General features: G+C 42.1%; 24 protein-coding genes and 1 tRNA gene. 9 read left to right on the top strand and 16 right to left on the bottom strand.

What is annotated here, in order from left to right:
• Positions 1–18: 18 nt before the first annotated feature.
• A complete protein-coding gene (locus R2Q85_RS00250) occupies positions 19–2,565 on the bottom strand; it encodes a DNA translocase FtsK (RefSeq protein ID WP_316809728.1) in 2,547 nt (848 codons plus the stop codon).
• A gap of 203 nt (positions 2,566–2,768) precedes the next feature.
• Here R2Q85_RS00250 and R2Q85_RS00245 point away from each other — a divergent pair, with 203 nt between their 5' ends.
• On the top strand, positions 2,769–3,416 hold the full coding sequence (locus R2Q85_RS00245; RefSeq protein WP_316809727.1) for an ankyrin repeat domain-containing protein: 648 nt from the start codon (positions 2,769–2,771) through the stop codon (positions 3,414–3,416).
• Here the strand turns inward: R2Q85_RS00245 and R2Q85_RS00240 are convergent.
• Together R2Q85_RS00240 and pyrF are read right to left on the bottom strand one after the other, a co-directional pair.
• Positions 3,413–3,634 carry a PspC domain-containing protein gene (locus R2Q85_RS00240; protein ID WP_316809726.1) on the bottom strand — a complete coding sequence of 74 codons (222 nt, stop codon included), beginning with the start codon at positions 3,632–3,634 and terminating at the stop codon, positions 3,413–3,415. The genes R2Q85_RS00245 and R2Q85_RS00240 overlap by 4 nt on opposite strands.
• Before the next feature lie 73 nt (positions 3,635–3,707).
• A complete protein-coding gene (gene pyrF, locus R2Q85_RS00235; RefSeq protein WP_316809725.1) occupies positions 3,708–4,538 on the bottom strand; it encodes an orotidine-5'-phosphate decarboxylase in 831 nt (276 codons plus the stop codon).
• 303 nt (positions 4,539–4,841) lie between these two features.
• Here pyrF and rho point away from each other — a divergent pair, with 303 nt between their 5' ends.
• Positions 4,842–6,680 (top strand): transcription termination factor Rho, encoded by a 1,839-nt coding sequence (gene rho / locus R2Q85_RS00230; protein WP_316809724.1) that lies wholly within the window; start codon positions 4,842–4,844, stop codon positions 6,678–6,680.
• Between the two features lie 23 nt (positions 6,681–6,703).
• Positions 6,704–7,387: a CDP-diacylglycerol--serine O-phosphatidyltransferase gene (gene pssA, locus R2Q85_RS00225; protein WP_316809723.1), complete on the top strand. Its 684-nt coding sequence runs from the start codon at positions 6,704–6,706 to the stop codon at positions 7,385–7,387.
• Positions 7,388–7,408: 21 nt separating this feature from the next.
• On the opposite strand, the gene R2Q85_RS00220 is transcribed toward pssA, so the two are convergent.
• Positions 7,409–7,789 carry an Hpt domain-containing protein gene (locus tag R2Q85_RS00220; RefSeq protein WP_316809722.1) on the bottom strand — a complete coding sequence of 127 codons (381 nt, stop codon included), beginning with the start codon at positions 7,787–7,789 and terminating at the stop codon, positions 7,409–7,411.
• A gap of 17 nt (positions 7,790–7,806) precedes the next feature.
• A complete protein-coding gene (gene folK, locus R2Q85_RS00215) occupies positions 7,807–8,301 on the bottom strand; it encodes a 2-amino-4-hydroxy-6-hydroxymethyldihydropteridine diphosphokinase (protein WP_316809721.1) in 495 nt (164 codons plus the stop codon).
• A 57-nt stretch (positions 8,302–8,358) separates the two neighbouring features.
• Here folK and sppA point away from each other — a divergent pair, with 57 nt between their 5' ends.
• Genes sppA through R2Q85_RS00190 form a run of 5 tightly spaced genes read left to right on the top strand, consistent with a single transcriptional unit; the run spans position 8,359 to position 13,983 of the window.
• Positions 8,359–10,131 (top strand): signal peptide peptidase SppA, encoded by a 1,773-nt coding sequence (sppA, locus tag R2Q85_RS00210; RefSeq protein WP_316809720.1) that lies wholly within the window; start codon positions 8,359–8,361, stop codon positions 10,129–10,131.
• A gap of 14 nt (positions 10,132–10,145) precedes the next feature.
• On the top strand, positions 10,146–11,822 hold the full coding sequence (locus R2Q85_RS00205) for a DNA polymerase/3'-5' exonuclease PolX (RefSeq protein WP_316809719.1): 1,677 nt from the start codon (positions 10,146–10,148) through the stop codon (positions 11,820–11,822).
• Between the two features lie 19 nt (positions 11,823–11,841).
• Positions 11,842–12,450, top strand: a complete 609-nt coding sequence (locus R2Q85_RS00200) for a DUF4254 domain-containing protein (RefSeq protein WP_316809718.1) — start codon at positions 11,842–11,844, stop codon at positions 12,448–12,450.
• Positions 12,447–13,514: a glycosyltransferase family 9 protein gene (locus R2Q85_RS00195; protein ID WP_316809717.1), complete on the top strand. Its 1,068-nt coding sequence runs from the start codon at positions 12,447–12,449 to the stop codon at positions 13,512–13,514. The genes R2Q85_RS00200 and R2Q85_RS00195 overlap by 4 nt, the downstream gene beginning before the upstream one ends.
• Positions 13,480–13,983: a SixA phosphatase family protein gene (locus tag R2Q85_RS00190; protein WP_316809716.1), complete on the top strand. Its 504-nt coding sequence runs from the start codon at positions 13,480–13,482 to the stop codon at positions 13,981–13,983. The genes R2Q85_RS00195 and R2Q85_RS00190 overlap by 35 nt, the downstream gene beginning before the upstream one ends.
• Here R2Q85_RS00190 and R2Q85_RS00185 read toward each other — a convergent pair.
• The 5 genes from R2Q85_RS00185 to R2Q85_RS00165 form a co-directional block, all read right to left on the bottom strand.
• Positions 13,980–14,843 carry an AMP nucleosidase gene (locus R2Q85_RS00185; RefSeq protein ID WP_316809715.1) on the bottom strand — a complete coding sequence of 288 codons (864 nt, stop codon included), beginning with the start codon at positions 14,841–14,843 and terminating at the stop codon, positions 13,980–13,982. The genes R2Q85_RS00190 and R2Q85_RS00185 overlap by 4 nt on opposite strands.
• A gap of 56 nt (positions 14,844–14,899) precedes the next feature.
• Positions 14,900–16,141, bottom strand: coding sequence for an ATP-dependent Clp protease ATP-binding subunit ClpX (gene clpX, locus R2Q85_RS00180; protein WP_316809714.1), 1,242 nt, complete (start codon positions 16,139–16,141; stop codon positions 14,900–14,902).
• 3 nt (positions 16,142–16,144) lie between these two features.
• On the bottom strand, positions 16,145–16,837 hold the full coding sequence (clpP, locus tag R2Q85_RS00175; protein WP_316809713.1) for an ATP-dependent Clp endopeptidase proteolytic subunit ClpP: 693 nt from the start codon (positions 16,835–16,837) through the stop codon (positions 16,145–16,147).
• 213 nt (positions 16,838–17,050) lie between these two features.
• Complete coding sequence (tig, locus tag R2Q85_RS00170; protein ID WP_316809712.1) at positions 17,051–18,397, bottom strand: trigger factor; 1,347 nt, start codon at positions 18,395–18,397, stop codon at positions 17,051–17,053.
• Between the two features lie 71 nt (positions 18,398–18,468).
• Positions 18,469–18,550 (bottom strand) — tRNA-Leu (locus R2Q85_RS00165).
• Between the two features lie 426 nt (positions 18,551–18,976).
• Here R2Q85_RS00165 and R2Q85_RS00160 point away from each other — a divergent pair.
• Positions 18,977–19,204 carry a hypothetical protein gene (locus R2Q85_RS00160; RefSeq protein ID WP_316809711.1) on the top strand — a complete coding sequence of 76 codons (228 nt, stop codon included), beginning with the start codon at positions 18,977–18,979 and terminating at the stop codon, positions 19,202–19,204.
• 8 nt (positions 19,205–19,212) lie between these two features.
• On the opposite strand, the gene R2Q85_RS00155 is transcribed toward R2Q85_RS00160, so the two are convergent.
• The 6 genes from R2Q85_RS00155 to R2Q85_RS00130 all read right to left on the bottom strand — a co-directional run bounded on the left by R2Q85_RS00155 (position 19,213) and on the right by R2Q85_RS00130 (position 25,913).
• Positions 19,213–20,010, bottom strand: a complete 798-nt coding sequence (locus tag R2Q85_RS00155) for a helical backbone metal receptor (protein WP_316809710.1) — start codon at positions 20,008–20,010, stop codon at positions 19,213–19,215.
• Positions 20,011–21,282, bottom strand: coding sequence for a glucose-1-phosphate adenylyltransferase (locus tag R2Q85_RS00150; RefSeq protein ID WP_316809709.1), 1,272 nt, complete (start codon positions 21,280–21,282; stop codon positions 20,011–20,013).
• Positions 21,283–21,294: 12 nt separating this feature from the next.
• Positions 21,295–22,701: a glycogen synthase gene (locus R2Q85_RS00145; RefSeq protein ID WP_316809708.1), complete on the bottom strand. Its 1,407-nt coding sequence runs from the start codon at positions 22,699–22,701 to the stop codon at positions 21,295–21,297.
• Between the two features lie 339 nt (positions 22,702–23,040).
• Positions 23,041–24,291 carry a sulfate adenylyltransferase subunit 1 gene (locus tag R2Q85_RS00140; RefSeq protein ID WP_316809707.1) on the bottom strand — a complete coding sequence of 417 codons (1,251 nt, stop codon included), beginning with the start codon at positions 24,289–24,291 and terminating at the stop codon, positions 23,041–23,043.
• Positions 24,291–25,196 (bottom strand): sulfate adenylyltransferase subunit CysD, encoded by a 906-nt coding sequence (gene cysD / locus R2Q85_RS00135; RefSeq protein WP_316809706.1) that lies wholly within the window; start codon positions 25,194–25,196, stop codon positions 24,291–24,293. The genes R2Q85_RS00140 and cysD overlap by 1 nt, the downstream gene beginning before the upstream one ends.
• A 12-nt stretch (positions 25,197–25,208) precedes the next feature.
• Complete coding sequence (locus R2Q85_RS00130; protein WP_316809705.1) at positions 25,209–25,913, bottom strand: phosphoadenylyl-sulfate reductase; 705 nt, start codon at positions 25,911–25,913, stop codon at positions 25,209–25,211.
• Position 25,914 lies beyond the last annotated feature (1 nt).

Here is a 25,914-nt window from a genome sequence, read left to right as displayed (position 1 = left end):
GTATTAAATTTACGAACGCTATTGCTCGTTATTCAGGTTGTTCAAGAACTGTTCCAAAGCATAATCATCAGGGATCAGCACTTCCCTGGCCTTACTGCCTTCAAATGGCCCAACTACACCTGCTGCTTCCAACTGATCGATGATCCGGCCGGCCCTGTTGTAACCTAATTTCAGTTTTCTTTGAATTAAGGATGTTGAACCCTGCTGATGCATAACGATCAGCCTCGCCGCATCCTCAAACATAGCATCCCGGTCACTCAGGTCGAAATCAGCTTTAGCATTTTCCGCAGCTTCATCAATATACTCAGGCAGCTGATAAGCTTCCGGATAGCCTCTTTGCGCACCAATAAATTCCGAGATCCGGTCTACTTCCGGCGTATCCACAAAAGCACACTGTAACCTGATCAGATCGTTTCCGGTTGACAACAACATATCACCACGTCCGATCAGCTGATCAGCACCACCACTATCCAGGATGGTACGGGAATCAATTTTGGACAATACCCTGAAAGCAAGTCTGGCCGGGAAATTGGCTTTAATGGTACCCGTAATAATGTTCACAGAAGGGCGCTGTGTGGCCAGCACCAGGTGAATACCTACCGCACGGGCCAGCTGTGCCAAACGTGCTATCGGCGTTTCCACCTCTTTACCTGCCGTCATCATTAAATCGGCAAACTCATCTACGATCAGCACAATATAAGGCAGGAAGCGGTGCGAGTTGTTGGGATTTAGCTTACGTTTGATGAACTTCTCGTTGTATTCTTTTAAATTCCTTACCTGTGCGTCTTTTAACAGGTCATAACGCTGATCCATTTCTATACACAGGGAATTCAGCGTATTGATTACCTTTTTGGTATCCGTAATGATGGCATCAGCCTCGCCTGGCAATTTGGCCAGGAAGTGACGCTCTATTTTATTAAACAGGGTTAACTCTACCTTTTTAGGATCTACCAGCACAAATTTAAGCTGCGAAGGGTGCTTTTTATACAGCAATGAAACCAGGATAGAGTTGATACCAACAGATTTACCCTGTCCGGTAGCTCCCGCAACCAACAGGTGGGGCATTTTAGACAGATCGCCAATGTACACTTCGTTAGATATGGTCTTGCCCATGGCAATAGGCAGGTCCATGGTTGTTTGCTGAAACTTCTCTGTTGCCAGGATACTGCGCATAGAAACCATCTCTGGATGCATATTCGGCACTTCAATACCAATTGTTCCTTTACCGGGCATCGGCGCAATAATCCGGATACCCAGCGCAGCAAGGCTCAAAGCAATGTCATCTTCCAGGTTTTTGATTTTTGAAATGCGCACGCCCGGAGCGGGGATGATCTCATAAAGCGTTACTGTTGGCCCAATGGTTGCCTTGATCTTGTCAATTTCAATATTATAGTGGTTCAGTGTTTCCACAATTTTATTCTTGTTGGCTTCCAACTCCTCAGAATTTACCGATATCTTATTAGAACCATAATTTTCTAACAGGTCAAGGTGGGGGTATTTATAGCTGGATAAATCAAGCGTAGGGTCATAATTACCAAATTGCTCAACCAGTTCCTCTGATTTTTTATCCTCCTCCGTTTTTTCGATGGTCAGTTCCGGTTCCACTTTAGGGATTGTCGTTTCCAATGCCGGTGAAAGTACTACCGGCGGAGGGCCCATCACATTTACAGCGGGAGTAAATTCAGGCACAACTTCTTCTTCAGTTTCCTGCGGCTCGAACCTGGAAGGGGTAATGACAATGTTTTGTTCCTGTTTGCGTTGTTTCCCTAATTTATCATTGAGGGTAAATTCAACCGGTTCCGACAGGATTTCTGTTTCCAGTTCAATGTTTTCAGGAACATCTGGTATAAGGGCTTCGTCTTTCTTTTTCCGTTCCGGAATTTTAAAATCTATGTTGTACGCAATGATCAGCACCGTTAAGCCAAGAAATGCAATTAAGCCCCCTACCCCTGCAACACCGATCTGCGCAGTCAGCAGTTTGTTTGTCCAGTACCCAAACTCACCCTCAATGTAATGAGGTGTTTTAGAAAAAAAGGCGTGTGCAAAACCCAGGGTCAATGAAGTGAACAGTAAAAAGAAGAGGCTATAACCCAATGTTTTTTCTATTGCAAATATCTTAACCTTGAACAACAGCCGGTAACCGATTACAAAAAAGACGAAAATGAACAGGAATGAGGCTAAACCAAACCATTCATAAATGAACTGGTGCGCCAGTAAAGCGCCTATTTTTCCCAGCCAGTTTTGCACAACCGGAGGAATATTTACCTGCTGAAGCTCTTCATAAGTTTTAAAAAGATTTTTCCAGCCGCCATTTGCATCAATAACATAGCTGTAATCCTCCTGCCAGGTAAATAAATAAGACGTAAAGGCAATCAAAAAGTATAAGGACAGGACGATAAACAACAGGCCTATGATCTTAAATAACCTGCCATCCTGAAAATTAAACCGGGGCAGAATTTCTGTTCTTTCCTTGAAGGGCCTGGTAGCAGATGATCTTGTGCTTTGCTTATCTCCTGGTTCATTTTTGAATGAATTGGACTTAAATTGGTTTCCCCTTACCGACATCTTTCGTTACTAATATTAATAATTAACAAACTTAGATAAATTTGTTTTATATACAATTTGCATCCTGCATATAAAACAAATTTATCGATCTAAGTTATCATAAATTCGCTCCTGAAAAAACTTTTATAACGAATAACTTTCCCATCACTGATTTGCCATTATTAAATAATTTAACCAATTTTAACCGAAATTTAACATTAAAAATGGCGGATCTTGAGACACTAATCGAAACAGGTAACAAACCGGAGATCTTTGACCTTTTGACCAAAGACCCCGCGCTGGCCAGTAAAACTACCAGCCACGGCATATCGCCCGTCTTGTTGGCTTGCTATTACAGGAAACCTGAGATTGCTGCCCTGATAGCTAATTTTTCTACCTCAATCGATCTTTTTGAGGCTAGTGCTTTAGGTAAACTGCCCGAAGCCACTTTATTAGCTGAAAAAAATCCTGAACTAGTCAACTCTTTTTCCAGGGACGGCTTTACCGCATTGGGTTTGGCCGCCTATTTTGGGAATGAAGAAATAGCCAGATTATTGATCTCAAAAGGCGCTGAAGTAAACATCCCTGCCAATAACGGATTTAATGTGTTTCCGATCCACTCGGCGGTTGCCGCTAAAAACTATAACATTACCAAAATGCTGATCAATGCCGGGGCCAAGGTAAACGTGACGCAGCAGGCGGGTTTTACACCTTTACATGCGGCTGCACAACTGGGTGAAATTGAGCTGATCATCTTATTACTTGAAAATGGTGCGGAGGTAGACATGCGAATGGAAGGTGGCAAGCTACCTGCAGATTTAGCAAAGGAAAAAGGTTTTATGGAAATTGCAGACATCCTTGGCATCAATTAAACATCCCAGATCCGCATCCTGATCTTCTTAACGTAATGCCGCACATCAAGTACCAGTGCTGCCAGTACATAAAATACAATTGGAAAACCTACTGCCAAAAAAGAGGAATAGATAAAAAACAGCCTGATTTTACTAATGGATATATTTAGCCGCTCTGCTAAGTAAGTACATACACCAAAGCTCCGTTTTTCAAAAAAAGTAATGATCCGCTGAAACATGTTATGTTTTAAAGATTATCATACTACAATTTAAGCATTTTTTTTGACTTGCGGTGCAACAATCTATATATCTTTAAATTAAGCTGGCAGATGCAAGTATTTGTTCCATTTCCTGCTGCAATTTCAAAGCTTCAGCACGTGCCTTTTCGGCAAAGTCTTCATCCTTGCCGGCATAGATAATTGATCTGGCCGAGTTGACGAGTAAGCCGCATGTTGCATTTAATCCATATTCGCAAACATCTGCAAGGCTTCCGCCCTGCGCACCAACACCGGGCACCAATAAAAAATTATCTGGTGCAAGCCTCCTGATGTTTTTAAACTCTGCCCCTCTTGTAGCGCCTACCACATACATCAGCTGCTCGCTATCAGCCCATTGCGAGGAGATGCGGATGACTTCTTCATATAATTTCCCATCGGGAGTTTGATGCAGCTGAAAATCACTATGCCCGGCGTTTGAGGTTAAGGCTAAAAGAATGACCCATTTGTCTTTATGGTTTAAAAATGGCCCTACAGAATCTTTACCCATATAGGGAGCAACGGTAATGGCGTCAAAACTCATTCCCGATTTTTCCTGGTTGAAAAATGCATCGGCATACATAGCTGAAGTATTGCCGATATCCCCTCGTTTTGCATCAGCAATGGTAAAGATATCTTTAGGAATATATGCCCAGGTCCTGATCAGGGTTTCCCAGCCCTTTAATCCCATTGATTCAAAAAAAGCAGTATTGGGTTTATAAGCAACACACAGATCTTTTGTAGCATCAATGATTTGTTTGTTAAATTCCAGTACCGGGTTATCGTACCTGAGCAGGTGTTTTGGAATCTGGTCCATAACGGGGTCGAGGCCAACACATAAAAAAGATTTCTTGGTTTTGATTTGCTCAAATAGTTGTTTCTTATTCATCTGGGGGTAATTTTGGACACAAAGATGTTAATTTTCAGCCTGATTTAAGCTGGTGTTTAAAAGTTTTAATGTAAATTATTACAAACAATTTTAACTTTTTCTTGGAGATTAGATTTCAAATACATACAATTGCACCATAATTCTCTAAAGTTTATCTGACCATTCCAGAAAATCTCATAAAATTTTGTGCTATAACACCTTTTATAATTGCATTTTTTGCACTGTTCAGTTGGTATCATTCTGTGCTATCAATCATAAAAATTTAGAAAAACAACACATTTAAAATTTCTCTACATCCATATAATGTTTAATAAAACAGAATTAAATGAAAAACTCACTGCTGAATTGCGTGAGATAGCAAAAACTCAGGGCATTCTAAATGCAGACGAATTGCGTAAGGCTGAACTGGTTGAAATCATTGCCCAGATAACTGAGCAGCAAGCAGAAGCGGAAGCTGAAACTACACCAAAAGCAGCTCCTGTAAAAGCTGCAAAAACAAAAGCTGTAAAGGAAAGTGCTGTAAAGAACAGTCCTGCTAAAGAAAACACCCATAAAGAGCGCATTGGTAAAGAGCGTAAAGCACCGGTAGCCAAAGAACAACCGGATCTGGAAAGCGAATTGTCCGGGAATCCGGTAAAGGAAGCACGCTCAGACGATAGTTCTGCAAAAGATATCCAAGGCGATAAACCAGCCAGGAAAAGAATCCGCATTTCTCCTAAAGAAGCTGCTGAAGAGAAAATGCAAAGACCTTTTAACAGGGCTTCTTTGTTTGAGCCTAAGCCTGCTGGCGAAGCTTATAAGCAGGAAACCTTTTTTGAAGCACCTGCAGAAGTTTTAACGGAAGAGGCACCGGCAGCAGTACCAGCTGAAGTAGCATCACCTTCTTTTCCGAATGAGCCTAAAAGCCCTGCTGCCCCTTTGAACCCGGATCAAAAAAAGCAGAGGCCACAACAGGAAAACAAACCAAAAAACCAAAATGCCAACGGCAACCATAAACAAAACGAAAACAGTTACTCCAATCTTGATTTTGACAATACCATCACCAATGAAGGGGTATTGGAAATTATGCCCGATGGATACGGCTTTTTAAGGTCTGCAGACTACAATTACCTGTCCTCACCAGATGATATTTATGTATCGCAGTCACAGATCAAATTGTTTGGCCTGAAAACAGGTGATACCGTAAAGGGAAGCATCCGTCCACCAAAAGAAGGCGAAAAATATTTCCCTTTAGTAAGGGTTGAAACCATTAACGGCCGTTTACCTGCCGATGTCCGGGATCGTGTGCCTTTTGATTACCTGACTCCGTTATTCCCTACCGAAAGATTAAATCTTTTTACAGAAACCAATAACTATTCTACCCGTATTATAGACTTGTTTACCCCTATTGGTAAAGGTCAGCGTGGTCTAATTGTTGCACAACCTAAAACCGGTAAAACCAATTTGCTGAAAGAGGTAGCCAATGCTATTGCTAAAAATCATCCTGAAGTTTACCTGATCATTTTATTGATTGATGAACGTCCGGAAGAGGTAACTGATATGGCCAGGAGCGTAAGGGCTGAAGTAATTGCCTCTACTTTTGATGAGCCGGCAGAACGCCATGTTAAAATAGCCAATATTGTTCTGGAAAAAGCCAAACGTTTAGTAGAATGTGGACACGATGTAGTCATTCTGTTAGATTCCATTACCAGGCTGGCCAGAGCTTATAATACGACTGCCCCAGCTTCCGGGAAGATCTTATCTGGTGGTGTTGATGCCAATGCCCTGCATAAGCCTAAGCGTTTCTTTGGTGCAGCACGTAACATTGAAAGAGGCGGATCCTTAACTATTCTGGCTACTGCATTAACAGACACCGGATCAAAAATGGATGAGGTGATCTTTGAAGAGTTTAAAGGAACCGGTAACATGGAACTGCAGTTAGACCGTAAATTATCTAACAAACGTATCTTCCCTGCGATCGATATTACTGCTTCAAGCACACGGAGAGACGACCTCCTGCATGACAGAGATACCTTACAACGTGTATGGATCCTGCGTAACCACCTGGCAGACATGAACGCCCAGGAAGCCATGGAGTTTGTCCAGGCTCAAATAAAAGGTACTAAATCCAATGAAGAGTTCTTAATTTCAATGAATAGTTAATTGAAAGAAAGGATTTCTTTTCCATGATCAAAAAACATATTCCAAATGCCATTACCTGTGCCAACCTGTTTTCAGGTTGCATAGGTATTGTTTATGCCTTCAATGGCGCGCTGGAAATGGCAGCCTATTTTGTACTGCTTTCGGGAATATTCGATTTTTTTGACGGTTTTGCAGCGAGATTACTACAGGTAAAATCCGACATAGGAAAAGAACTGGATTCTCTGGCTGATATGGTCAGTTTTGGTTTTTTGCCGGGAGTGGTCATGTTTCAATTGCTGGCAAAGAGCAACCCTGCTGCTACGTATTTGCCTTACCTGGGATTTATCATCACTGTGTTTTCAGCACTGAGGTTGGCTAAATTTAATATTGACAAGCGGCAAACTGAAGATTTTATTGGTTTGAATACACCAATGAATACCATATTCATCGTAGCCTTACCATTTATCCAAAAAGACTATCCGTTAATTATTGGTTCTGCCCCTTTACTGATCGGGCTTACCTTTTTACTCAGCTGGCTACTGGTTAGTGAAATAAAGATCTTCTCGCTTAAATTCAATTCAGCCGCCTGGGAAAAGAACCGTGTCAAGTATGTTTTCCTGATCTTGTCGGCATTATTGATCGTTTTTTTGCAGTTTACTGCTGTACCATTGATACTGGTGCTCTACATTGGACTATCTTTTGTCCATTTCAGGAATGTTCCTGAATAAAAGCAATTTACCAATTCAGCCCTAAATCTGCTTCTCCAGGTCTGCTTTAGCCTCATCAAGCTGGGTATATAAATGTTCTACAAAAGCACTGATCTGCTGAAATGCCAACGGCAGCTCGGCTATGTTTTTAAGGTCTCTCGCATTGTTTTCCATCATTTGCATGTGTTCTTTTGCATCCTCACGGCCAACGTAGGCAAATGTGGGCTTTATTTTATGGGCACAGTTTGATGCTCTCGGCCAATCCTCATCTGCAATTGCCTGCCCAAGATCAGAGATATACAAAGGCGTTTGAAGCTTAAACATATCTATCATCTCTATGATAAATTCCGCGCTGTCTCCAGACATATCTCTTAAATAAGACAGGTCCAAAGGATCATTATTTTTCTGTAAGTTTATCATCATAGACAAAAATAACGAATTTATACTTTTGATACATTCAAATTATCACTTAATCTTTCTAATATTTCAGATACAGTGCGTTTAAACACCGGATGAACACTATCCGGGGCGATTTCTGCCAGTGGTACCAGCACAAATTTCCGGTGCTCCATCTGCGGATGCGGGATCTGTAACTGCTCACCGGCATCTACAATCTGATCACCAAAAAGTATAATATCAATGTCAATTAACCTGGAACCCCATTTTTCCTTTCTTACCCTTCCCATATCAAGTTCAATCTGCAAAACCCTTTCTAATACCTGCAAAGGATCGAGAACCGTAGTAACAGCAACGGCAACATTAAGAAAACCAGGCTGATCTTCTTTTCCCCATGCTGCTGTCTCATAAAAAGACGAGGTCAGCAATATTTTCCCTATCCGGTTTCCGATCTGCTCCAGCGCTTCGTTTATCAGCAACTTTCTATCCCCTAAATTACTTCCCAGTAACAAATAAACATTTTCACTATCCAATTGCATATAAAGATCCGAGGCTTTTTTTTATTTACCTTTACAAATTAAATATTTACCTGGCACATGAGAGAATTTTTTAAATATGTTTTTGCAACAGTTGTAGGCGTAGTTATTTCACTGGCCTTGTTTTTAATATTTATTGTGGTGCTGATCGTTGGGGTGGTTAAAACCTCTCTGAAGGAAGAGAGAGTTAATGTCAGTAACAATTCTGTACTTCTCCTCAACCTGGATCAGGCCATAACTGAACGTACCGCCGAGGATCCTTTGTCCAGATTACCAATAGTTGGCTCTGACGGCGATAAAAGCATCGGTTTTAATGATATGATCCGGGCTTTAAAAAAAGCCAGAACAGATGACAACATCAAATGTATTTACCTCAGTGTAAGTTCTCCCCAGGCTGGCTTTGCTACCATGCGGGAAATCAGGGATGCGCTGATTGATTTTAAAACAAGCAAAAAGAAAATCATCGCTTACAGCGAGGTTTATACGCAGGGTGCTTATTACCTGGCTTCAGTAGCCGATAAAGTCTATTTAAATCCCGAAGGTGCATTAGAGTTTAAAGGATTAAAATCTGAGACCATGTTTTTTAAAGGTGCCCTGGATAAATTAGGCATTGAAGCTCAGATTGTAAGAGTTGGCAATTATAAAAGTGCTGTTGAACCTTTCTTTGCAGAGAAAATGAGCGACAAAAACCGCGAACAGGTAACCGCTTATCTGCATGGTTTATACTCTACCTTTTTAGATGGCATAGCCAAAAGCAGGAACATCAGTACCGAAACGCTTTTCCAGATCGCAGATGACTATAAGATTCAGCAGCCCAAAGATGCGCTTGCTTATAAAATGGTAGACGAACTGAAGTATAAAGACCAGATTATAGAAGAACTGAAAGCCCTTAGCGGAACAGTTAAAAAAAATAACCTGACTACCATTTCCATTAACGATTATGCCAGAAATGTGGCGAAAGATCAAAACACCTCAGGTGACCGCAAGGTGGCTGTAATTTATGCCAACGGCGACATTACAGGAGGAGAAGGCTCTGATGAGCAGATTGGTTCAGAGCGCATCTCCAAAGCAATCCGGAAAGCACGCCTGGATGAAAACATCAAGGCCATTGTTTTACGGGTAAATTCCCCGGGGGGCAGCGCGCTTGCCTCTGATGTGATCTGGCGGGAAATTGTACTTACTAAAAAAGTAAAACCTGTGATTGCTTCTTTTGGAGATGTAGCAGCCTCTGGTGGATATTACATTGCCTGTGCGGCCGACTCTATATTTGTCCAGCCAAATACCATAACCGGTTCTATTGGTGTGTTTGGAGTCATCCCAAATTTCCAAAAGTTGTTTAACGATAAACTCGGGATTACCTTTGACGGTGTTAAAACCGGGAAATATGCGGATATCATGAGTGTAGACCGGCCCATGACAGCCGGCGAAAGGCTTATTGTTCAGAATGACGTGAACCGGGTATACGATAGCTTCATTACCCGGGTAGCAGATGGACGTAAGAAAACAAAAGCTTATATTGACAGCATTGGCGGCGGCCGGGTTTGGGTTGGCACTGATGCCGTCAGGATCGGGCTGGCTGATAGAACAGGTAGCTTTAACGATGCCATAACTGCTGCTGCTAAAAAAGCGAAAATCAAAGATTACACTGTAGTTGAGTACCCTGAAATGCGCGATCCTTTTAAATCATTGATGGAAAACACGACTGACAAAGTAAGAACCTATTATACCAAACAGGAACTTGGTGCCAGTTACCAGGTTTTTCAGCAAATAAAATCGGCGATATCCAGATCTGGTATTCAGACCAGGATGCCATTTGAAATTAAAGTTCAATAAAACTTCCTGATTAAATGGAAAATAAAACCATTGCCCGCAACCTGCGACTGCTTTCTCAATTGATGGAATTACACAATGAGAATCCTTTTAAAATCAAATCTGTTGCCAATGCCGCATTTAAAGTGGACAAACTCCCCTATGCAGTGTCTGGAAAAACTTTGGAGGAGATTGCCCAGATTGATGGCCTGGGAAAAAGCATTTCAGCCAAGGTCTGTGAACTCCTGGAAACGGGTTCAATGATCGAACTGCAGCAAATCCTTTCCCAAACACCAGACGGGATTGTGGAAATGCTGGGCATTAAAGGCATAGGGCCAAAAAAAATTGCAGTCATCTGGAAAGACCTGGCTATAGAGCACATCGGTGAACTTTACTATGCCTGTAATGAAAACAGACTGATCGAAGCCAAAGGTTTCGGGTTAAAAACCCAGGAAGAGATCAAAAAGATCATTGAATTTAAAATGGCCGCCCAGGGTAAGTTCTTATATGCACAAACTGAAAACCTGGTCAATACACTCTATGCAGACCTGGCCATATGGTTAAATACAGTCAGTGGAGAACCTTTGCTGGGCATTGCCGGGGCCTACCGGCGATGCGCTGAGATCGTAGAGGAAATTGAACTGCTTATCGGTGCTGAAGATCAGGCAGAAATACAAGACAAGATCAGCGCTTTCGAGGCCTTGTTGTTTGAACAACAGGCCGATGGAAATTACCTGGCCAACAGCCCGTTTGGCTTAAAAATAAAGCTTTACGTAACTCCAAAATCAAATTTTTACCTGGACTGGTTTAAGCGCACAGGTAATGAACAACATGTAAATGAGGTACTCAAACTGGCAGGTCCGGGCCCATTTGAAAGCGAAATCGAAATCTATCAAAAAGCGGGATTGGCGTTTGTGGAACCCGAATTGAGAGAGGGGCTCAACGAAATCCAGCTGGCAAAAGAAAATAAGCTGCCATTGCTGATTACTGATGCTGATCTGAAAGGCAGCCTGCACAACCACTCTACCTGGAGCGATGGAGTGCACAGCCTCGAAGAAATGGCTGTTTTCTGTAAAGAGCAGCTGCAACTCGAATACCTCGGTATCTGCGACCACTCCCGGTCAGCATTTTATGCAAACGGACTAAATGAACAGCGCGTATATGCCCAGCATCAGGAAATTGAAGCCTTAAATGTCAAGCTTGCCCCTTTCCGGATTTTCAAAGGGATAGAAAGTGATATCCTGAATGATGGATCCCTGGATTACAGTGAAGAGATCCTGAAAACATTCGACTTTGTAGTGGCCTCTGTACACAGCAATCTCCGCATGGACGAGGAGAAAGCCACTGCCCGTCTGATCAAAGCTATAGAAAATCCTTATACCACCATTTTAGGCCATCCCACAGGCAGGTTGCTGCTCAGCAGAAAAGGCTACCCCATTAACTATACCAAAGTTATTGATGCCTGTGCTGCCAATAACGTGGTGATCGAGATCAACGCCAATCCACTACGTCTTGATCTCGACTGGCGCTGGCACCACTACGCCCTGGAAAAAGGTGTATTGCTTTCTGTAAATCCCGATGCCCATAGAAAAGAGGGTTTTCATGACATGCACTACGGAATTCTGGTAGGCAGAAAAGGTGGTTTAAGCGCGAAGCAATGTTTGAATGCGTTATCCTTAGCAAATATCTCCCAATACTTCGGTAATAAAAAATAGTTATCCTTACCTTTGAGTTATGATTAGTAAGCTTTGCAACAAAATATTCGGAGAGGCAATTAATGATTATCACATCCACAACAATATAGATCAACCCATAGCAAATCCATACCGCATCAGTTCTATTGAGCACCTGCTCTATTTAAAATGCTGGATAGATACGGTGCAATGGCATATGGAAGATGTGGTCCGGAATCCGGAGATCAATCCTGTTGAAGGCTTGCAATGGAAAAGACGGATTGATGCCTCCAACCAGGAAAGGACAGATGTTGTGGAATACATAGACAGTTATTTCCTGGAAGAATATAAAAATGTTCAGGCCAGACCTGATGCCAGGATCAATTCTGAAAGCCCGGCATGGGTAATTGACCGCCTATCGATCCTGGCCTTAAAGGTATACCACATGGCAGCCGAAACCGTAAGGACGGATGCTACTGAAGAACATCAAAACCTTTGTAAACAAAAACTTAACATCTTGCTAAACCAGAGAACCGATCTTTCCAATAGCTTAGATGAATTGATACGGGATATTGAAAACGGTTCAAAGTATATGAAAGTATACAAGCAGATGAAAATGTATAACGACCCGAATCTTAACCCGGTACTCTACAATACAAATAATGAATGAGGGGCAGCAATAAAATACTGGTGATTCGTTTCTCTGCCATGGGAGATGTAGCGATGACTGCCCCGGTATTAAAAGAGCTGATGCGGAATTATCCGGATACAGCATTGGTGGTAGTGAGCCGTACTTTATTTAAACCTTTCTTTAATGACATTGCCAATCTAAGTTTTCACCCATTTGAACCCGGGCATCAGCACAAAGGCTTTTGGGGTCTGATCAAACTTTTTCTGGAACTCAGAAAGCATCAGATTACGGCCGTTGCCGATCTGCACAATAACCTCAGGAGCAAAATATTGTGCCTGTTGTTTTTTCTTACAGGCATAAAAACTGCCAAGATAGATAAGGGCAGGCAGGAAAAAGCAGCGTTAACCCGCAAACACCATAAAATACTCAGGCCTATTCAACTAACTGTGGTGCGCTACGCAGCAGTATTTAAAGCATTAGGCTTCCCATTTGAACTTAAAAATACCATAAAAGAAAGGCAACCTGAAACATTAAAACCCGAGCGCTTTCCCTTTATCCCTTTACCCAAAACAAAAAAATGGATTGGGGTCAGTCCATTTGCACAGCATAAACAGAAAGTATATCCCCTGCAAAAAACAGAGATCGTATTGCTTGCCCTGGCCAATTCCGGACATCAGCTCTTTATATTTGGCGGTTCGGCAGGGGAAGCCGAAACAGCCAGGCAATGGGAACAAAAACATGAAAATATCATTTCCGCAGTTGGCAAAATCAACCTGGAAGAAGAATTAAAACTCATTTCAAATCTGGATGTAATGCTGAGTATGGATTCATCCGGTATGCACCTTGCCTCCTTAAAAAACGTACCGGTAGTTTCTGTATGGGGTGCAACCCATCCTTATGCCGGTTTTTTAGGCTATGGGCAATCCATAAATGATGCAGTACAAACAGATCTCTATTGCCGTCCCTGCGCTGTCTACGGCAATGTTCCATGCTACCGGGGAGACTTTGCCTGTATGAACAATTTACAAGAATCAGTTGTTATAAATAGTGTACTCAATAAAATCAGCGATGGGGAAAAAAATACTATTAGTCAGACACGGTAAATCAGAATGGGGAAATGCACATCTTGCAGATTTTGACAGACCACTGAATCCAAGGGGGCATAGAAATGCACCCGAAATGGCAGCCAGGTTACTTCAAAAAGACCTGGTTCCACAACAGATCGTCAGCAGTCCGGCGCTGAGGGCAATAACTACGGCCAAACATTTTGTACAAGCCTGGAAAAAATCAGTGGCACAGATCAGGGAAGAACCTTTAATCTATGAAGCAAATGTCAAAACCCTGATGAAGGTGGTCAACAACCTCGACAACAAATACGATTACATTGCAATTTTTGGGCACAATCCCGGATTTACAGACCTGGCCAACTACCTCAGTGATGCCGACATTTACAACATCCCTACCTGTGGTACTGTATTGATCAGCTTCCCTGATGACAATTGGGAACTGATCAGTCACCATACCGGCAGGTTACTCCAGTTTGACTATCCTAAAAGTCTTAACGACGATTAAAAATGCAGGTGCTTAACCGTAAGCCCATTATTGATCAGTTGTTTCAAGGAATCGATCCCTATCCTGAGGTGGGTCTCCACATAGTTCGAAGTCACTTTACTATCACTTTCTGACGTTTTTACCCCTTCAGGGATCATGGGCTGATCTGAAACCAGCAATAAAGCACCTGTCGGTATCTTATTGGCAAAGCCTGTGGTAAAGATCGTTGCTGTTTCCATATCTACAGCCATCGCCCTTAGCGTTTTCAGGTATTTTTTAAAGGCCTTATCGTGCTCCCAAACCCTGCGGTTGGTGGTATAACAGGTCCCTGTCCAATAATCTCTGGAATAATCACGTATCGTGGTTGATATGGCTTTCTGCAGCGCAAAAGCCGGTAAAGCCGGTACCTCAGCAGGTAAATAATCGTTAGATGTTCCCTCCCCTCTTATGGCCGCAATAGGCAGGATCAGGTCGCCAAGCTGGCTCTTCTTTTTCAATCCGCCACATTTTCCCAAAAATAAAACAGCCTTTGGGCTGATTGCCGTTAACAAATCCATCATCGTTGCAGCCATTGGACTGCCCATGCCAAAATTTATAATGGTAATTCCGTTGGCTGTTACACTTTGCATCGGTTTATCCAGTCCCATGATCGGAGCGTTGTCGTTCCAATCCGAAAACATCTGTACGTACTGGCTAAAGTTAGTCAGCAATATATACTGGCCAAATGCTTCCAGTGGCCTTCCTGTATACCTCGGCAGCCAGTTTTGTACAATATCTCCCTTTGATTTCAAACCCGATTTTACCGGAGATTCCACTTCTTTTACCTTCTTCGCCCTTCCAGTTTTTACTTCCTCTTTTTTTACATCTTTTTCTTCGTTCATGGCTATTCTCCTTTTTAGGTTAAAAAAAAATCCCCGGTTAACCGGGGATTAAATTTCTAAGCAGCTTTTAACTTTTTAAAGTCGGCCTTTTCAAATTTCTCCACCGCATAATCGAGTGTAATGCTCAATTCCTTGACACTCGTATCAGATGGGATCTCAAACATGGCATCCAGCATAATGGCCTCGCAAATGGAGCGTAAGCCCCTTGCACCAAGCTTATATTCCATCGCCTTGTCTACTATAAAATCCAAAACCTCATTGTCGAAGGTCAGTTTTACATTTTCCAGTTCAAACAGTTTGACATACTGACGGAACAAAGAGTTTTTAGGCTCCGTGAGGATATTCCGCAAAGCCTGCTTGTCAAGGGGGTTAAGATGCGTTAAAACCGGCACACGGCCAATCAATTCAGGTATCAGCCCGAAAGATTTTAAATCCTGGGGAGTGATGTATTTATAAAGGTTTTTAAGATCCAGTTCAGCATCATCTTTTTTAACCTTATAACCTACTGCCTGCGTGCGTAGCCTGTTGGCTATTTTACGTTCTATGCCATCAAAAGCACCACCGCAGATGAACAGGATGTTATTCGTGTTCACCGGGATCATTTTCTGGTCCGGATGTTTACGTCCTCCCTGAGGCGGAACATTAACTACCGTACCCTCCAGTATCTTTAGCAGGGCCTGTTGTACACCTTCGCCTGACACATCCCGGGTAATAGAAGGATTATCACTTTTGCGGGCCACCTTATCTACCTCATCAATGTATACAATTCCACGTTCTGCAGAAGCCACATCATAGTCCGCTGCCTGCAGCAAACGCGTGAGGATACTTTCCACGTCTTCACCTACATAACCTGCCTCAGTAAGCACGGTCGCATCGCAAATACAAAAAGGAACATGCAATATTTTAGCTATCGTTTTAGCCAGTAAAGTTTTACCTGTACCGGTTTCTCCTACCAGCATAATATTGGATTTTTCAATCTCCACTTCATCCCCTTTATCTACTTTCTGGCTTAACCTTTTATAATGGTTATATACCGCTACAGAAAGTACCTTCTTGGCATCATCCTGACCAATTACATATTGGTCAATATGCGCCTTAATTTCAAGGGGCTTTAGCAAGGTGATCGAGGTATCCAATGCTTTCGATTTTTTACTCCCAAGCTCCTGTACCAGCAACTGATTGGCCTGGGTTACACATTTATCACAAATAAATGCATCCAGTCCTTCGATAAGCATTAAGGTATCCTGCTTACCTGAGCCGCAAAAAGAGCAACGGGATTCTTTGTTTTGTTTAGCCATCTTTTAGTCTTTGTTGCTGGCACCCAGCACTTCATCAATCATTCCGAAGCTTTTTGCTTCATCGGCCTTCATCCAGTAATCACGGTCTGAAGCCTTTTCTACCCACTCATAGGATTGTCCTGAATGGCTAGAAATAATATCGTACAATTCTTTCTTCAATTTAAGCATCTCCCTCAGGTTGATCTCCATATCTGAAGCCACACCTTGTGCGCCCCCTGAAGGCTGGTGAATCATCACACGGGAATGTGGCAACGCTGCACGCTTTCCTTTGGCACCGGCTACCAGCAATACTGCACCCATTGATGCTGCCATACCGGTACAGATCGTAGCTACGTCAGGTGAGATGTACTGCATGGTATCGTAGATGCCCAAACCAGCATATACCGACCCACCTGGTGAATTGATGTAGATCTGAATGTCCCTGTTGTTGTCTGTTGACTGTAAAAATAACAGCTGTGCCTGGATGATGTTTGCATTTCCATCATAAATGGCATCACCTAAAAAGATGATACGGTCCATCATCAAACGGGAAAACACATCCATTTGCGCAACATTTAACTGACGTTCCTCAATGATATAAGGTGTCATTGCTTTTGGTGAATTATTGGTAGCACCGATATAACGATCTACACTTAAACCATTTATACGGTGATGTTTAACTGCGTATTTTCTAAATTCGTCTTTATCTATCTTCATGATTTCTAATTGTTACTGTCATCATTCTGAAGTATTTCTTCAGTCTAAAACTTTAATTCTCTTTTGCTTCACCAATAGTAATAAAACTAAATTGGTAATTTATTGTGGTATTGTAAAATTTGAATTCGTTTTTATATAAATAAGGCGGCCTTTTATAAAGCCGCCTTATCCATTATATGCTATTATTAAAACTTTTTTTGCGAAAAACTCGTTTTATTTCAATTCTATAAACTTATTATAAGCTATTTCTTTTTGGTCCAAAGTAGCAACCGACTGAATATATTCAAAAACCTTAAGGGCTTTAACTTCATCAAAAATGCGGTTTGCATTGTCTTTCTCTTTCAGGAAGGTAGCCGTGTATTGCGCCAGCTGGTCTTCAGGCATCGGGCTAGGGCTATACATTCTGAACTGTGCGTCTAAACGTTGCTTTGCGGTCTGAAAAACATCTTCATATTTAATTTCGATGCTGTTGTCTTTAATCAGTTTATTTTCGATTAAAGTCCATTTCAGGTTTTTGGCAAAATCATCATAACCTTCTGCCAGTTCCTCCTCAGTTAATTTTTCGTTGGTAGCTTTTAACCACTTCCGTAAAAATTCATCAGGCAGCTCCATTTTTACACTTTCAATCAGCTTGGTATAGATGTCGTTCTGCAGTTTGCGGTCAGCATCCTGCTTAAACATACTTTCAATTTCCTCAGTGATTTTAGCAGTAAATCCAGCCTCATCAGTTACTACACCTGCACCAAACAATTTATCAAAGAACTCCTGGTTTAAATCAGCTTCGGCTAAACGGTTCACATTTTTAACCGTTACCTGGAATTTAGACTGTAAATCTTTCGCATCCTCTTCACTAATATTTAACAATTTGGCAACAATTACCTCATTCTTATCAAAAGCTTTTTGAACATCCAGCTCTACAACATCATCTTTCTTTAAACCGATTAAAGATTTTAATATCTTTTTATCAGTAACCTGATCTAAACGAATAGATCCGGTTGCAGTAATACCTCCTTCAAAAACTGAACCATCTACCGAAAGTTGTGCTAATTCGGCATAAAGTACATCATCACCTGCCGAAACTTCAGGATTTGTCATTTTGCCATAGCTTTTGCGGATATTTTTGATCCTCGCAGCCAGCGTTTCCTCATCAGCCTTTACCACATACTGTGTAAATTTATCTTTTGAAGTGATGGCTACATCAATCGCCGGCGCAAGCCCCAGTTCGTAATCAAACTCAAATTCATCTGTATAGTCCCATTTGAATTCTTTGGTATCATCCATTACAGGTAAAGGCTGGCCAAGAATTTCTACTTTATTATCAGTAAGGTGCTTATTTAAGGTTTCACTTAACAAATTATTGATCTCTTCTACAAGAATGCTTCTGCCATACATCTTTTTAATGTGGGCTGCAGGAACCATTCCCTTACGAAAACCCGGAAGGTTAGCCTTTTTAGCTTGTTCTTTTATAGATTTATCAACCTTTTCAGTATAATCTTCAGGCGCAATCTTAATTTTTACAACTGCATTTAAGTCGTTAATTTTTTCCTGTGTAATGTTCATCTTTCTGAATCAATATTTGTATTAATGTCTTTATATAAAAATTCCCCCGTGTTGCGGGGGAATCTTTGTTGTGCGGAAGAAGGGACTCGAACCCCCACGCCGTGAAGCGCCAGATCCTAAGTCTGGTGCGGCTACCAATTACGCCACTTCCGCAGTTAGGATTTATTAAGGACTGCAAAGATAGAGATTGTTATCAAAAGTCAAAAGGGTTTTTAAATTATTTTACGACGCTTCGGTTAACCTACTGGTTTACAGCAAAAACATTTTCAATTCCATCGGTCTGAATTTTCAGCGTTGTATCGGTATAGTTTCATCCGTTTGCTAACTGATATTGACCAGCTCTTGTTCGGATATTGACCAGATACTACCAGATACTATAGGAATATTGCAGGGGTAATTTCCCCGAACATCCGTTGAGCAGCCGCACGATTGCCAAAAAATAACCAAACGCAAGTCCAGATCTTAGAGTCTTAATCAACGAAAAGCCGTATAAATAGCTAAAAACAGCAAATTCGGTTACATAATTTAATTATAACAATATTATACATATAATTTTGTTAATTATTTATATTTGACATCATGGATAACGACAAATATTTAATAAGTACCAAAGGTATCTTTGAAAGTTACAGCGAAGAAGAAATGAGGGCGCTGCTTTGGGATATGTATAAAGGTTGGTTCTTGCACAATGCTACAGAAGTTGACAGCGACAGAATGATCGACATGCTCTTGTTTTACGATGAGCTAAAAGACTTAATTGCTCAAATTAACCATCCGCAAATTACACCTTCTCTAGATTCCGAATAAACAACCGATCAGTAAAGTTCCTGTTGAAGCTGGAACAGATACTGTACAGCTTTTACCAAACGGCTTCCATACCAGGAAAACATCTCGCCGTCTACCAGCATAACTTTGGCAGCGGGAATTGCAGCGCTGATCTCTTCAACATGCTTTTCTCTGAAAGGATAAGGTTCAGAAGAAAGAAAAACCAGATCTGGCTTTAATGAAGTCAGGCCTTCTAAATCAATTTCAGGATACCTGCTTTGTTTAACCACGTTCCGCAATCCATTCAGGGTTAACATACGGTCTATAAAAGTATGCGGACCTGCCAGCATATAAGGTTCCCGCCAGATCAGGTATGCAACAGATTTATCGATACCATGCTGCAATGCCAAGGTCTGCAGGTCATTAAATCCAGCACTGATCAGATGCACCAGGTAAGCCGCTTCCGGTTCCCTGTTTACCAGTTCTCCTATCTGTACAATGGTTTTACAGGCATCTTCCAAAGTGTAAATATCGCTCATCCACACCGGAAATTCCGCCATCAGCACTTCGATCTGCCCGCGTTCATTTTCCTCTTTGTTTCCAATAATCAGGTCCGGCCTCAGCTCCCGGATCAATTCAAGGTTTAGCTTTTTAGTTCCTCCAACCTTGGCCAGGGAAGCAAACTTATCGATTGGATGAATACAAAATTTAGTAATTCCAACAACTTCAGCATCCAGGCCAAGATCAAACAATAATTCTGTTTGCGAAGGCACCAATGAAATGATTCTTCTTGGTGGATAGTTGATTTCAATATCCCGGTTAAGCTGGTCGGTAAAACTGCGCTGCACCTAAATCACGGTTCCGTTTGGTATCACTGCTCCTTTTTTAACCACTACAATTCCATCTTTAACGGTATATAAAGGATGGTCACCATCGGGCAAATGATCGCCCCCAATGATCTGTACATCATTACCTATCCTGCAGTTCTTATCGACCAGCGCATTTACAATTTTACACCTGTCTCCAATACCGATCAGCGGTTTTTGTTTTTCCGTTTCCTCAGCTATCTCCGTTAGGGTCTGGTATCTGTCGCTGCCCATCACATATACGTTTTCAATAACAGTACCTATCCCGATTCTCGAACGTATACCAATCACCGAATGTGAGATCTCCGCGGCCTGCAGAATACAGCCTTCAGCAATTACCGCCTTATTTAAGGTAGTACCTAGTATTTTAGAAGGTGGCAGCATCCTGGCCCTGGTAAATATGCTTTGATGGCTATCAAACAGGTTAAACTTCGGAATGTCATCAGTCAGGCCCAGGTTAGCCTCAAAGAATGAAGAGATGTTACCTATATCCGTCCAGTAGCCTTCATACTGAAAACTCAGCACCTTATTGTGCGCCATAGCCCTTGGGATGATCTCCTTGCCAAAATCCTTTTCTTCAGGATTATCGATCAGGATTTTCACCAGCAAATCCCTGTTAAAAATATAAATACCCATAGAAGCCAGGTAATCCCTGCCTTCTGCCTGCATCTCCTCACCGGTATCTGAAGACCAGTCTGGTAATAAGCCCGCAGCAGGTTTTTCAATAAACGAAGTGATGAAACTATCCTCGTTCACCTTTAAAATTCCAAAATCAGTAGCATCTTTGGCTGTTACCGGAATGGTGGCAATACTTACCTCAGCTCCTTTTTCCACATGGGCTTGCACCATTTTATTAAAATCCATCTGATACAGCTGGTCTCCTGACAGGATCAGTGCGTATTCAAACTCATGGTTTAACAGATGATGCATCGTTTGCCTAACCGCATCTGCCGTTCCCTGAAACCAGGTCGGGTTCTCAGGTGTTTGTTCAGCAGCAAGAATATCTACAAACGCCGCACTGAAATGACTAAAATGGTAGGTGTTTTTAATGTGTTTATTTAAGGATGCCGAATTGAACTGTGTTAAAACGAACATCCTGTGTATCCCCGAATTCAGGCAGTTAGAGATTGGAATATCTACTAAACGGTATTTCCCTCCTATCGGTACCGCTGGTTTAGAGCGTGTTTGCGTTAATGGTGCCAGCCTTGAACCCTGGCCACCGCCAAGGATCACTCCCAATACTTTGTCAGTCATGTTCATTCCTATTTAAATTTGGTATAGATCAATATATTCCTGCGCTGCCCTATCCCATGAGTGGTCCAGCTGCATTATAAACTTACGTATTTCTTTTACACTTTTTTCATTTCCGTACAAGTCATGTGCACGTCCGATGGCATGCCCAACATCCCATACACTGGTCTGGTCGTGACAAATACCAAAACCACCATCACCAATGTCAATCACCGTATCTTTAAGCCCGCCAATTCTTCTTACAATCGGAATGGTACCATACCTTAAAGCATACATCTGGTTTAAACCACAAGGCTCTACCCTGCTTGGCATCAGCAAAAAGTCTGCCGCAGCATAAATCTGATGCGACAATTGTTCATTATAACCAATGTAAGCATTATAATTCCCGGGAAAAGCTTCCTTTAAATGTGATAACCGGCCTTCCACCTGCGGATCTCCCGAGCCCAGCACCAATATATTAATTTCTCCAGGAAAGGTGATCAGCGCATTATAAAAGATATCAGGCAACAGATCTGCACCTTTTTCTCCTACCAGGCGGCCTATAAAAGTAAACAGGGGCTTGGCCGGATCCAAGTTGAATACCGCACAAAGTGCCGCCTTGTTTGCCTTTTTACCGGCATCAACTGTACGCAAGGTGAATTTCTTCTCCAACATCGGATCCGTTTGCGGATTCCAGACCTCATTGTCAATTCCATTTAAGATACCTGCAGATTTACCACGCTCCTGCGCCAGCAGGTCTTCCAGGCCATTGGCTTTGAAACTGATCTCGTCCAGGTAGCTGGGTGAAACCGTAGTTACCCTCCATGCGCATTTTATGGCTGATGCCAAAGGATTGATGGCACCCTTCCAATCCAGCTGTCCGGATTTCCAGATGTCAAAAGCAGGAATATAATACAATTTGTCCCAGCCAAATTGTCCCTGGTACTGCGCGTTGTGTATGGTTAAAACGGTTGGAATCTGACTAAGCGATCTGAATTGCTGGCAATAAGCCATCATAAAAGGTACCAGACCAGTATGATGATCGTGACAATGCACTACATCAGGACGATGCTCCCATTGGGCGACCCAGTCCAATACGGCAATCTGGTAGGCCAGGAAACGTTCCGTATCGTCAGTATATCCATACACATTTGGCCTGTCCAGCAAGCCTGCAATATGAACCAGAAACAGATCGAAGCCCAGTTTATTGGTTTTTTCCCTGAATATCCTTACCGTAAAATCCTGAAAACCCAGTTTACCCCATCCATCATAAACTACTTCAAACTCATTCTCCTGCATAAACTTCGTCTGGTACGCAGGCATCACTACCTTAGCAACATGGCCGAGCTTATTCTGATACTTCGGCAAGGCACCTACAACGTCGCCCAAACCGCCAACTTTGGCAATAGGATAACATTCCGCACTAAGGTGTATAATCTCCATAATCTGAGGGTTTAAAAGTATCTCAAAATAGGGATTAAGAAACGTAAAGCAAATATTTGAGCAGAAAATAATTTACAAGCCGCTTAGTTTTAAAAAAAAGCAGGCTATTCCTAAACTGGCTCAAGATTATTGGCACCATACAGGTATGCGCCCAACAAAAAAGGATATCCTATGAAGCGGCCTAGGATTAACTCATAGAATCTATTGCTTTTAATGAATTCGTTGAACTCGCAAGCTCGGTTCATTTACTTTTCCCAAAAGGGAAAAGTAAATTATTCCAGCCGCAGAATAGGGTATCCTTTTTTGTAGAAAATATAAAAATATCTTTCTTATAAAAAACTATTCCGCAATAGCCCTGAACATCAAAGCCGCTGCTGTCAGATTGGTCCTGCTATCTATCAGTATTGCCGCACCATTTGCCTTATTATCCGTATAAAAATCAAACGCAAGTTCATCAGCAGTCTTCAAAATCACCCTGCCTATGTCATTCAAGCGGAAATCATGAGCTTCCTGTTTTTCCAGTGTATTGATATCCACTTTGTAAACAATTTCGCGAATCTTACATTTGGTGATCTTGCTGTTGTGCTGTAGCAAATAAGTAATATTCTCATCAAGCGGACGCGCATCCATCCAGCAAACATCGGCTTCAATTAACTTAGCGTTCTGTGGCAAATGGTCTGAATTCACCAAAACGTCGCCCCTGCTGATGTCAATATTATCTTTCAGGTGAAGCGTTACCGACTGTCCCGCATAGGCTACCGCCGGATGCTGGTCAAATATTTCTATTCTTTCAATTACAGAACTACTGCCTGATGGCAATACGGTAACCTTATCGTTCACATTAAATTCGCCACTCAAAATCCTGCCGGCATAACCCCTGTAATCGTGCAGTTCATCCGTTTGCGGCCTTACTACCCATTGCACCGGCATACGGGCCAGGTCAGATTCAGCACCTGTTTCCACATCTACCGTTTCCAGGAAATGCAATAAGCTACGCCCTTTATACCAGGCCATATTTTCAGACTCGTTCACCACGTTGTCGCCTTTCAAGGCACTTACAGGGATGAAGTTCACATCCTTCAGGTTCAATTCAGCAGCAAGTGCTTTATATTTATCCGTAATGGCAGTAAATACAGTTTCGCTATAGCCAACCATATCCATTTTGTTTAAGCAAACTACCACATGCTCAATACCCAATAACGAAACCAGGTAAGAATGACGGATCGTTTGCTCTACTACACCATTTCTGGCATCAATTAAAATGATGGCCAGTTTAGCGGTAGAAGCACCAGTAACCATATTACGGGTATATTGAATATGTCCAGGGGTATCCGCAATGATAAATTTACGTTTATCCGTCTGGAAATATTTATAAGCCACGTCAATGGTAATTCCCTGTTCACGTTCCGCCCTTAAACCATCCGTTAAAATGGCCAGATCAATTGATCCATCGTCATTTTTGCGGTTGCTTTGCTGTAAAGCTTCCAACTGATCGGCAAGAATGGAATCCGTATCGTATAACAACCGTCCAATAAGTGTGCTTTTACCATCATCAACACTACCAGCTGTAAAAAATTTAAGTATATTCATTAAAAGTATCCTCCCTTTTTGCGGTCTTCCATAGCAGCTTCCGACACCTTGTCGTCCATACGGGCACCACGTTCACTAATTTTTGATGCACTGATCTCTGCAATGATGTTATCCAGCTCGTCAGCATCCGACTCCACAGCTGCAGTACAACTCATATCGCCTACTGTACGGAACCTCACCTTTTTGTGTTCAACCACATCCTCATCGTCCATATTTAAAAACGGTGAAGCAGCCATCAGCTGCCCGTTACGGGTAATCACATCCCTGTAATGCGCAAAATAAATAGAAGGCAAGCTGATATTTTCTCTTTTGATGTAGTTCCAGACATCCAGTTCCGTCCAGTTGCTGATCGGAAATACCCTTACATTTTCACCTTTATGAATCTTACCATTATAAATGTTCCACAATTCCGGGCGCTGACGCTTAGGGTCCCATTGTCCAAACTCATCCCTTACAGAAAAAATACGCTCTTTGGCACGAGCCTTTTCTTCATCCCTTCTGGCTCCGCCTATACAGGCATCAAAACCATGTAAAGCAATGGTATCCAACAAAGTAACCGTTTGCAAAGAATTTCTGCTTGCATTTTTACCGGTCTGTTCCACTACCTTTCCCTGATCAATGGACTCCTGAACGCTGCCCACAATCAGCTTTTCGCCCAGGCGTTCCACCATCTGGTCACGATATACTATCGTTTCTTCAAAATTATGCCCCGTATCAATGTGTACCAGCGGAAAAGGGAACTTACCTGGTCTGAAGGCTTTTTCAGCCAGCCTAACCAGTGTAATGGAGTCTTTACCGCCTGAAAACAATAAGGCAGGCTTTTCAAATTGCCCTGCCACCTCACGTAAAATGTGAATGGCCTCGGCCTCTAATTCGTCTAAATAATCTAAATTATATTTACTCATATGCTGTTGCAGTTATTGAGTGGCATGCAAACCACATTCCTTTTTCGATTGATCTTCCCACCACCATCTTCCGGCCCTGAAATCTTCGCCTTCGCGCACCGCCCTTGTACAAGGGGCGCAGCCTATGCTTGGAAAACCTTTATCATGCAGTGTATTGTAAACAATATTATTTTTTTTGATGTATTCCTTCACTTCCTCCAAAGACCAGAAAAAGATAGGATGAAATTTGATCATCTGGTTTTGCTCGTCCCATTCCAGGTTAGCCATATCATGCCTGTTTACAGATTGTTCAGACCTGATTCCTGTAACCCATAGATCATTCCCCTTTAAAGCCCTTCTTAATGGCTCCACTTTCCTGATTCCGCAGCATTCCTTCCTGTTTTCAACTGATTCATAAAAACTGCTCGGCCCTTTTTTATCCACCATTTCCTGTAAGGCCTGTGCCTGTGGGAAATAAGCGTGAATTGGCTTTTTATAAATTTCCAGCGTGCGGTTCCATACATAATAGGTCTCGGGAAATAAACGGCCCGTTTCCAGGGTAAAAACCTTTATAGGAATATCATTGGCAAAGATCATGTGTGTAATCACCTGGTCTTCCCATCCAAAACTGGTCGAAAAAACAATTTTCCCCGGAAACTGATCCGCAAAGTACCTCAGCGCTTCAACCGGGTCAAGCTCCTTTATTCTTTCTGCTATTTCTGTTAATTTTTCCTTCATG

This window comes from Pedobacter heparinus, from assembly GCF_032678725.1.
In the GTDB taxonomy this organism is placed as follows: Bacteria; Bacteroidota; Bacteroidia; order Sphingobacteriales; family Sphingobacteriaceae; genus Pedobacter; species Pedobacter heparinus_A.
Note: the sequence above shows the minus strand (reverse complement) of the source record. Positions and strands in the feature narration are given on the sequence as shown.

What these genes read in the sequence shown, in the direction of transcription:
- clpP (WP_316809713.1), bottom strand. Translation starts at nt 16,837, where the DNA reads ATGAAGATAGATAAAGACGAATTTAGAAAATACGCAGTTAAACATCAC.
- R2Q85_RS00195 (WP_316809717.1), top strand. Translation starts at nt 12,447, where the DNA reads ATGAGGGGCAGCAATAAAATACTGGTGATTCGTTTCTCTGCCATGGGA.
- tig (WP_316809712.1), bottom strand. Translation starts at nt 18,397, where the DNA reads ATGAACATTACACAGGAAAAAATTAACGACTTAAATGCAGTTGTAAAA.
- R2Q85_RS00250 (WP_316809728.1), bottom strand. Translation starts at nt 2,565, where the DNA reads ATGTCGGTAAGGGGAAACCAATTTAAGTCCAATTCATTCAAAAATGAA.
- clpX (WP_316809714.1), bottom strand. Translation starts at nt 16,141, where the DNA reads ATGGCTAAACAAAACAAAGAATCCCGTTGCTCTTTTTGCGGCTCAGGT.
- cysD (WP_316809706.1), bottom strand. Translation starts at nt 25,196, where the DNA reads ATGAGTAAATATAATTTAGATTATTTAGACGAATTAGAGGCCGAGGCC.
- R2Q85_RS00205 (WP_316809719.1), top strand. Translation starts at nt 10,146, where the DNA reads ATGGAAAATAAAACCATTGCCCGCAACCTGCGACTGCTTTCTCAATTG.
- R2Q85_RS00190 (WP_316809716.1), top strand. Translation starts at nt 13,480, where the DNA reads ATGGGGAAAAAAATACTATTAGTCAGACACGGTAAATCAGAATGGGGA.
- R2Q85_RS00130 (WP_316809705.1), bottom strand. Translation starts at nt 25,913, where the DNA reads ATGAAGGAAAAATTAACAGAAATAGCAGAAAGAATAAAGGAGCTTGAC.
- R2Q85_RS00200 (WP_316809718.1), top strand. Translation starts at nt 11,842, where the DNA reads ATGATTAGTAAGCTTTGCAACAAAATATTCGGAGAGGCAATTAATGAT.
- R2Q85_RS00185 (WP_316809715.1), bottom strand. Translation starts at nt 14,843, where the DNA reads ATGAACGAAGAAAAAGATGTAAAAAAAGAGGAAGTAAAAACTGGAAGG.
- rho (WP_316809724.1), top strand. Translation starts at nt 4,842, where the DNA reads ATGTTTAATAAAACAGAATTAAATGAAAAACTCACTGCTGAATTGCGT.
- R2Q85_RS00145 (WP_316809708.1), bottom strand. Translation starts at nt 22,701, where the DNA reads ATGGAGATTATACACCTTAGTGCGGAATGTTATCCTATTGCCAAAGTT.
- R2Q85_RS00220 (WP_316809722.1), bottom strand. Translation starts at nt 7,789, where the DNA reads ATGATGATAAACTTACAGAAAAATAATGATCCTTTGGACCTGTCTTAT.
- pssA (WP_316809723.1), top strand. Translation starts at nt 6,704, where the DNA reads ATGATCAAAAAACATATTCCAAATGCCATTACCTGTGCCAACCTGTTT.
- R2Q85_RS00160 (WP_316809711.1), top strand. Translation starts at nt 18,977, where the DNA reads ATGGATAACGACAAATATTTAATAAGTACCAAAGGTATCTTTGAAAGT.
- R2Q85_RS00140 (WP_316809707.1), bottom strand. Translation starts at nt 24,291, where the DNA reads ATGAATATACTTAAATTTTTTACAGCTGGTAGTGTTGATGATGGTAAA.
- folK (WP_316809721.1), bottom strand. Translation starts at nt 8,301, where the DNA reads ATGCAATTGGATAGTGAAAATGTTTATTTGTTACTGGGAAGTAATTTA.
- R2Q85_RS00245 (WP_316809727.1), top strand. Translation starts at nt 2,769, where the DNA reads ATGGCGGATCTTGAGACACTAATCGAAACAGGTAACAAACCGGAGATC.
- pyrF (WP_316809725.1), bottom strand. Translation starts at nt 4,538, where the DNA reads ATGAATAAGAAACAACTATTTGAGCAAATCAAAACCAAGAAATCTTTT.
- sppA (WP_316809720.1), top strand. Translation starts at nt 8,359, where the DNA reads ATGAGAGAATTTTTTAAATATGTTTTTGCAACAGTTGTAGGCGTAGTT.
- R2Q85_RS00240 (WP_316809726.1), bottom strand. Translation starts at nt 3,634, where the DNA reads ATGTTTCAGCGGATCATTACTTTTTTTGAAAAACGGAGCTTTGGTGTA.
- R2Q85_RS00150 (WP_316809709.1), bottom strand. Translation starts at nt 21,282, where the DNA reads ATGACTGACAAAGTATTGGGAGTGATCCTTGGCGGTGGCCAGGGTTCA.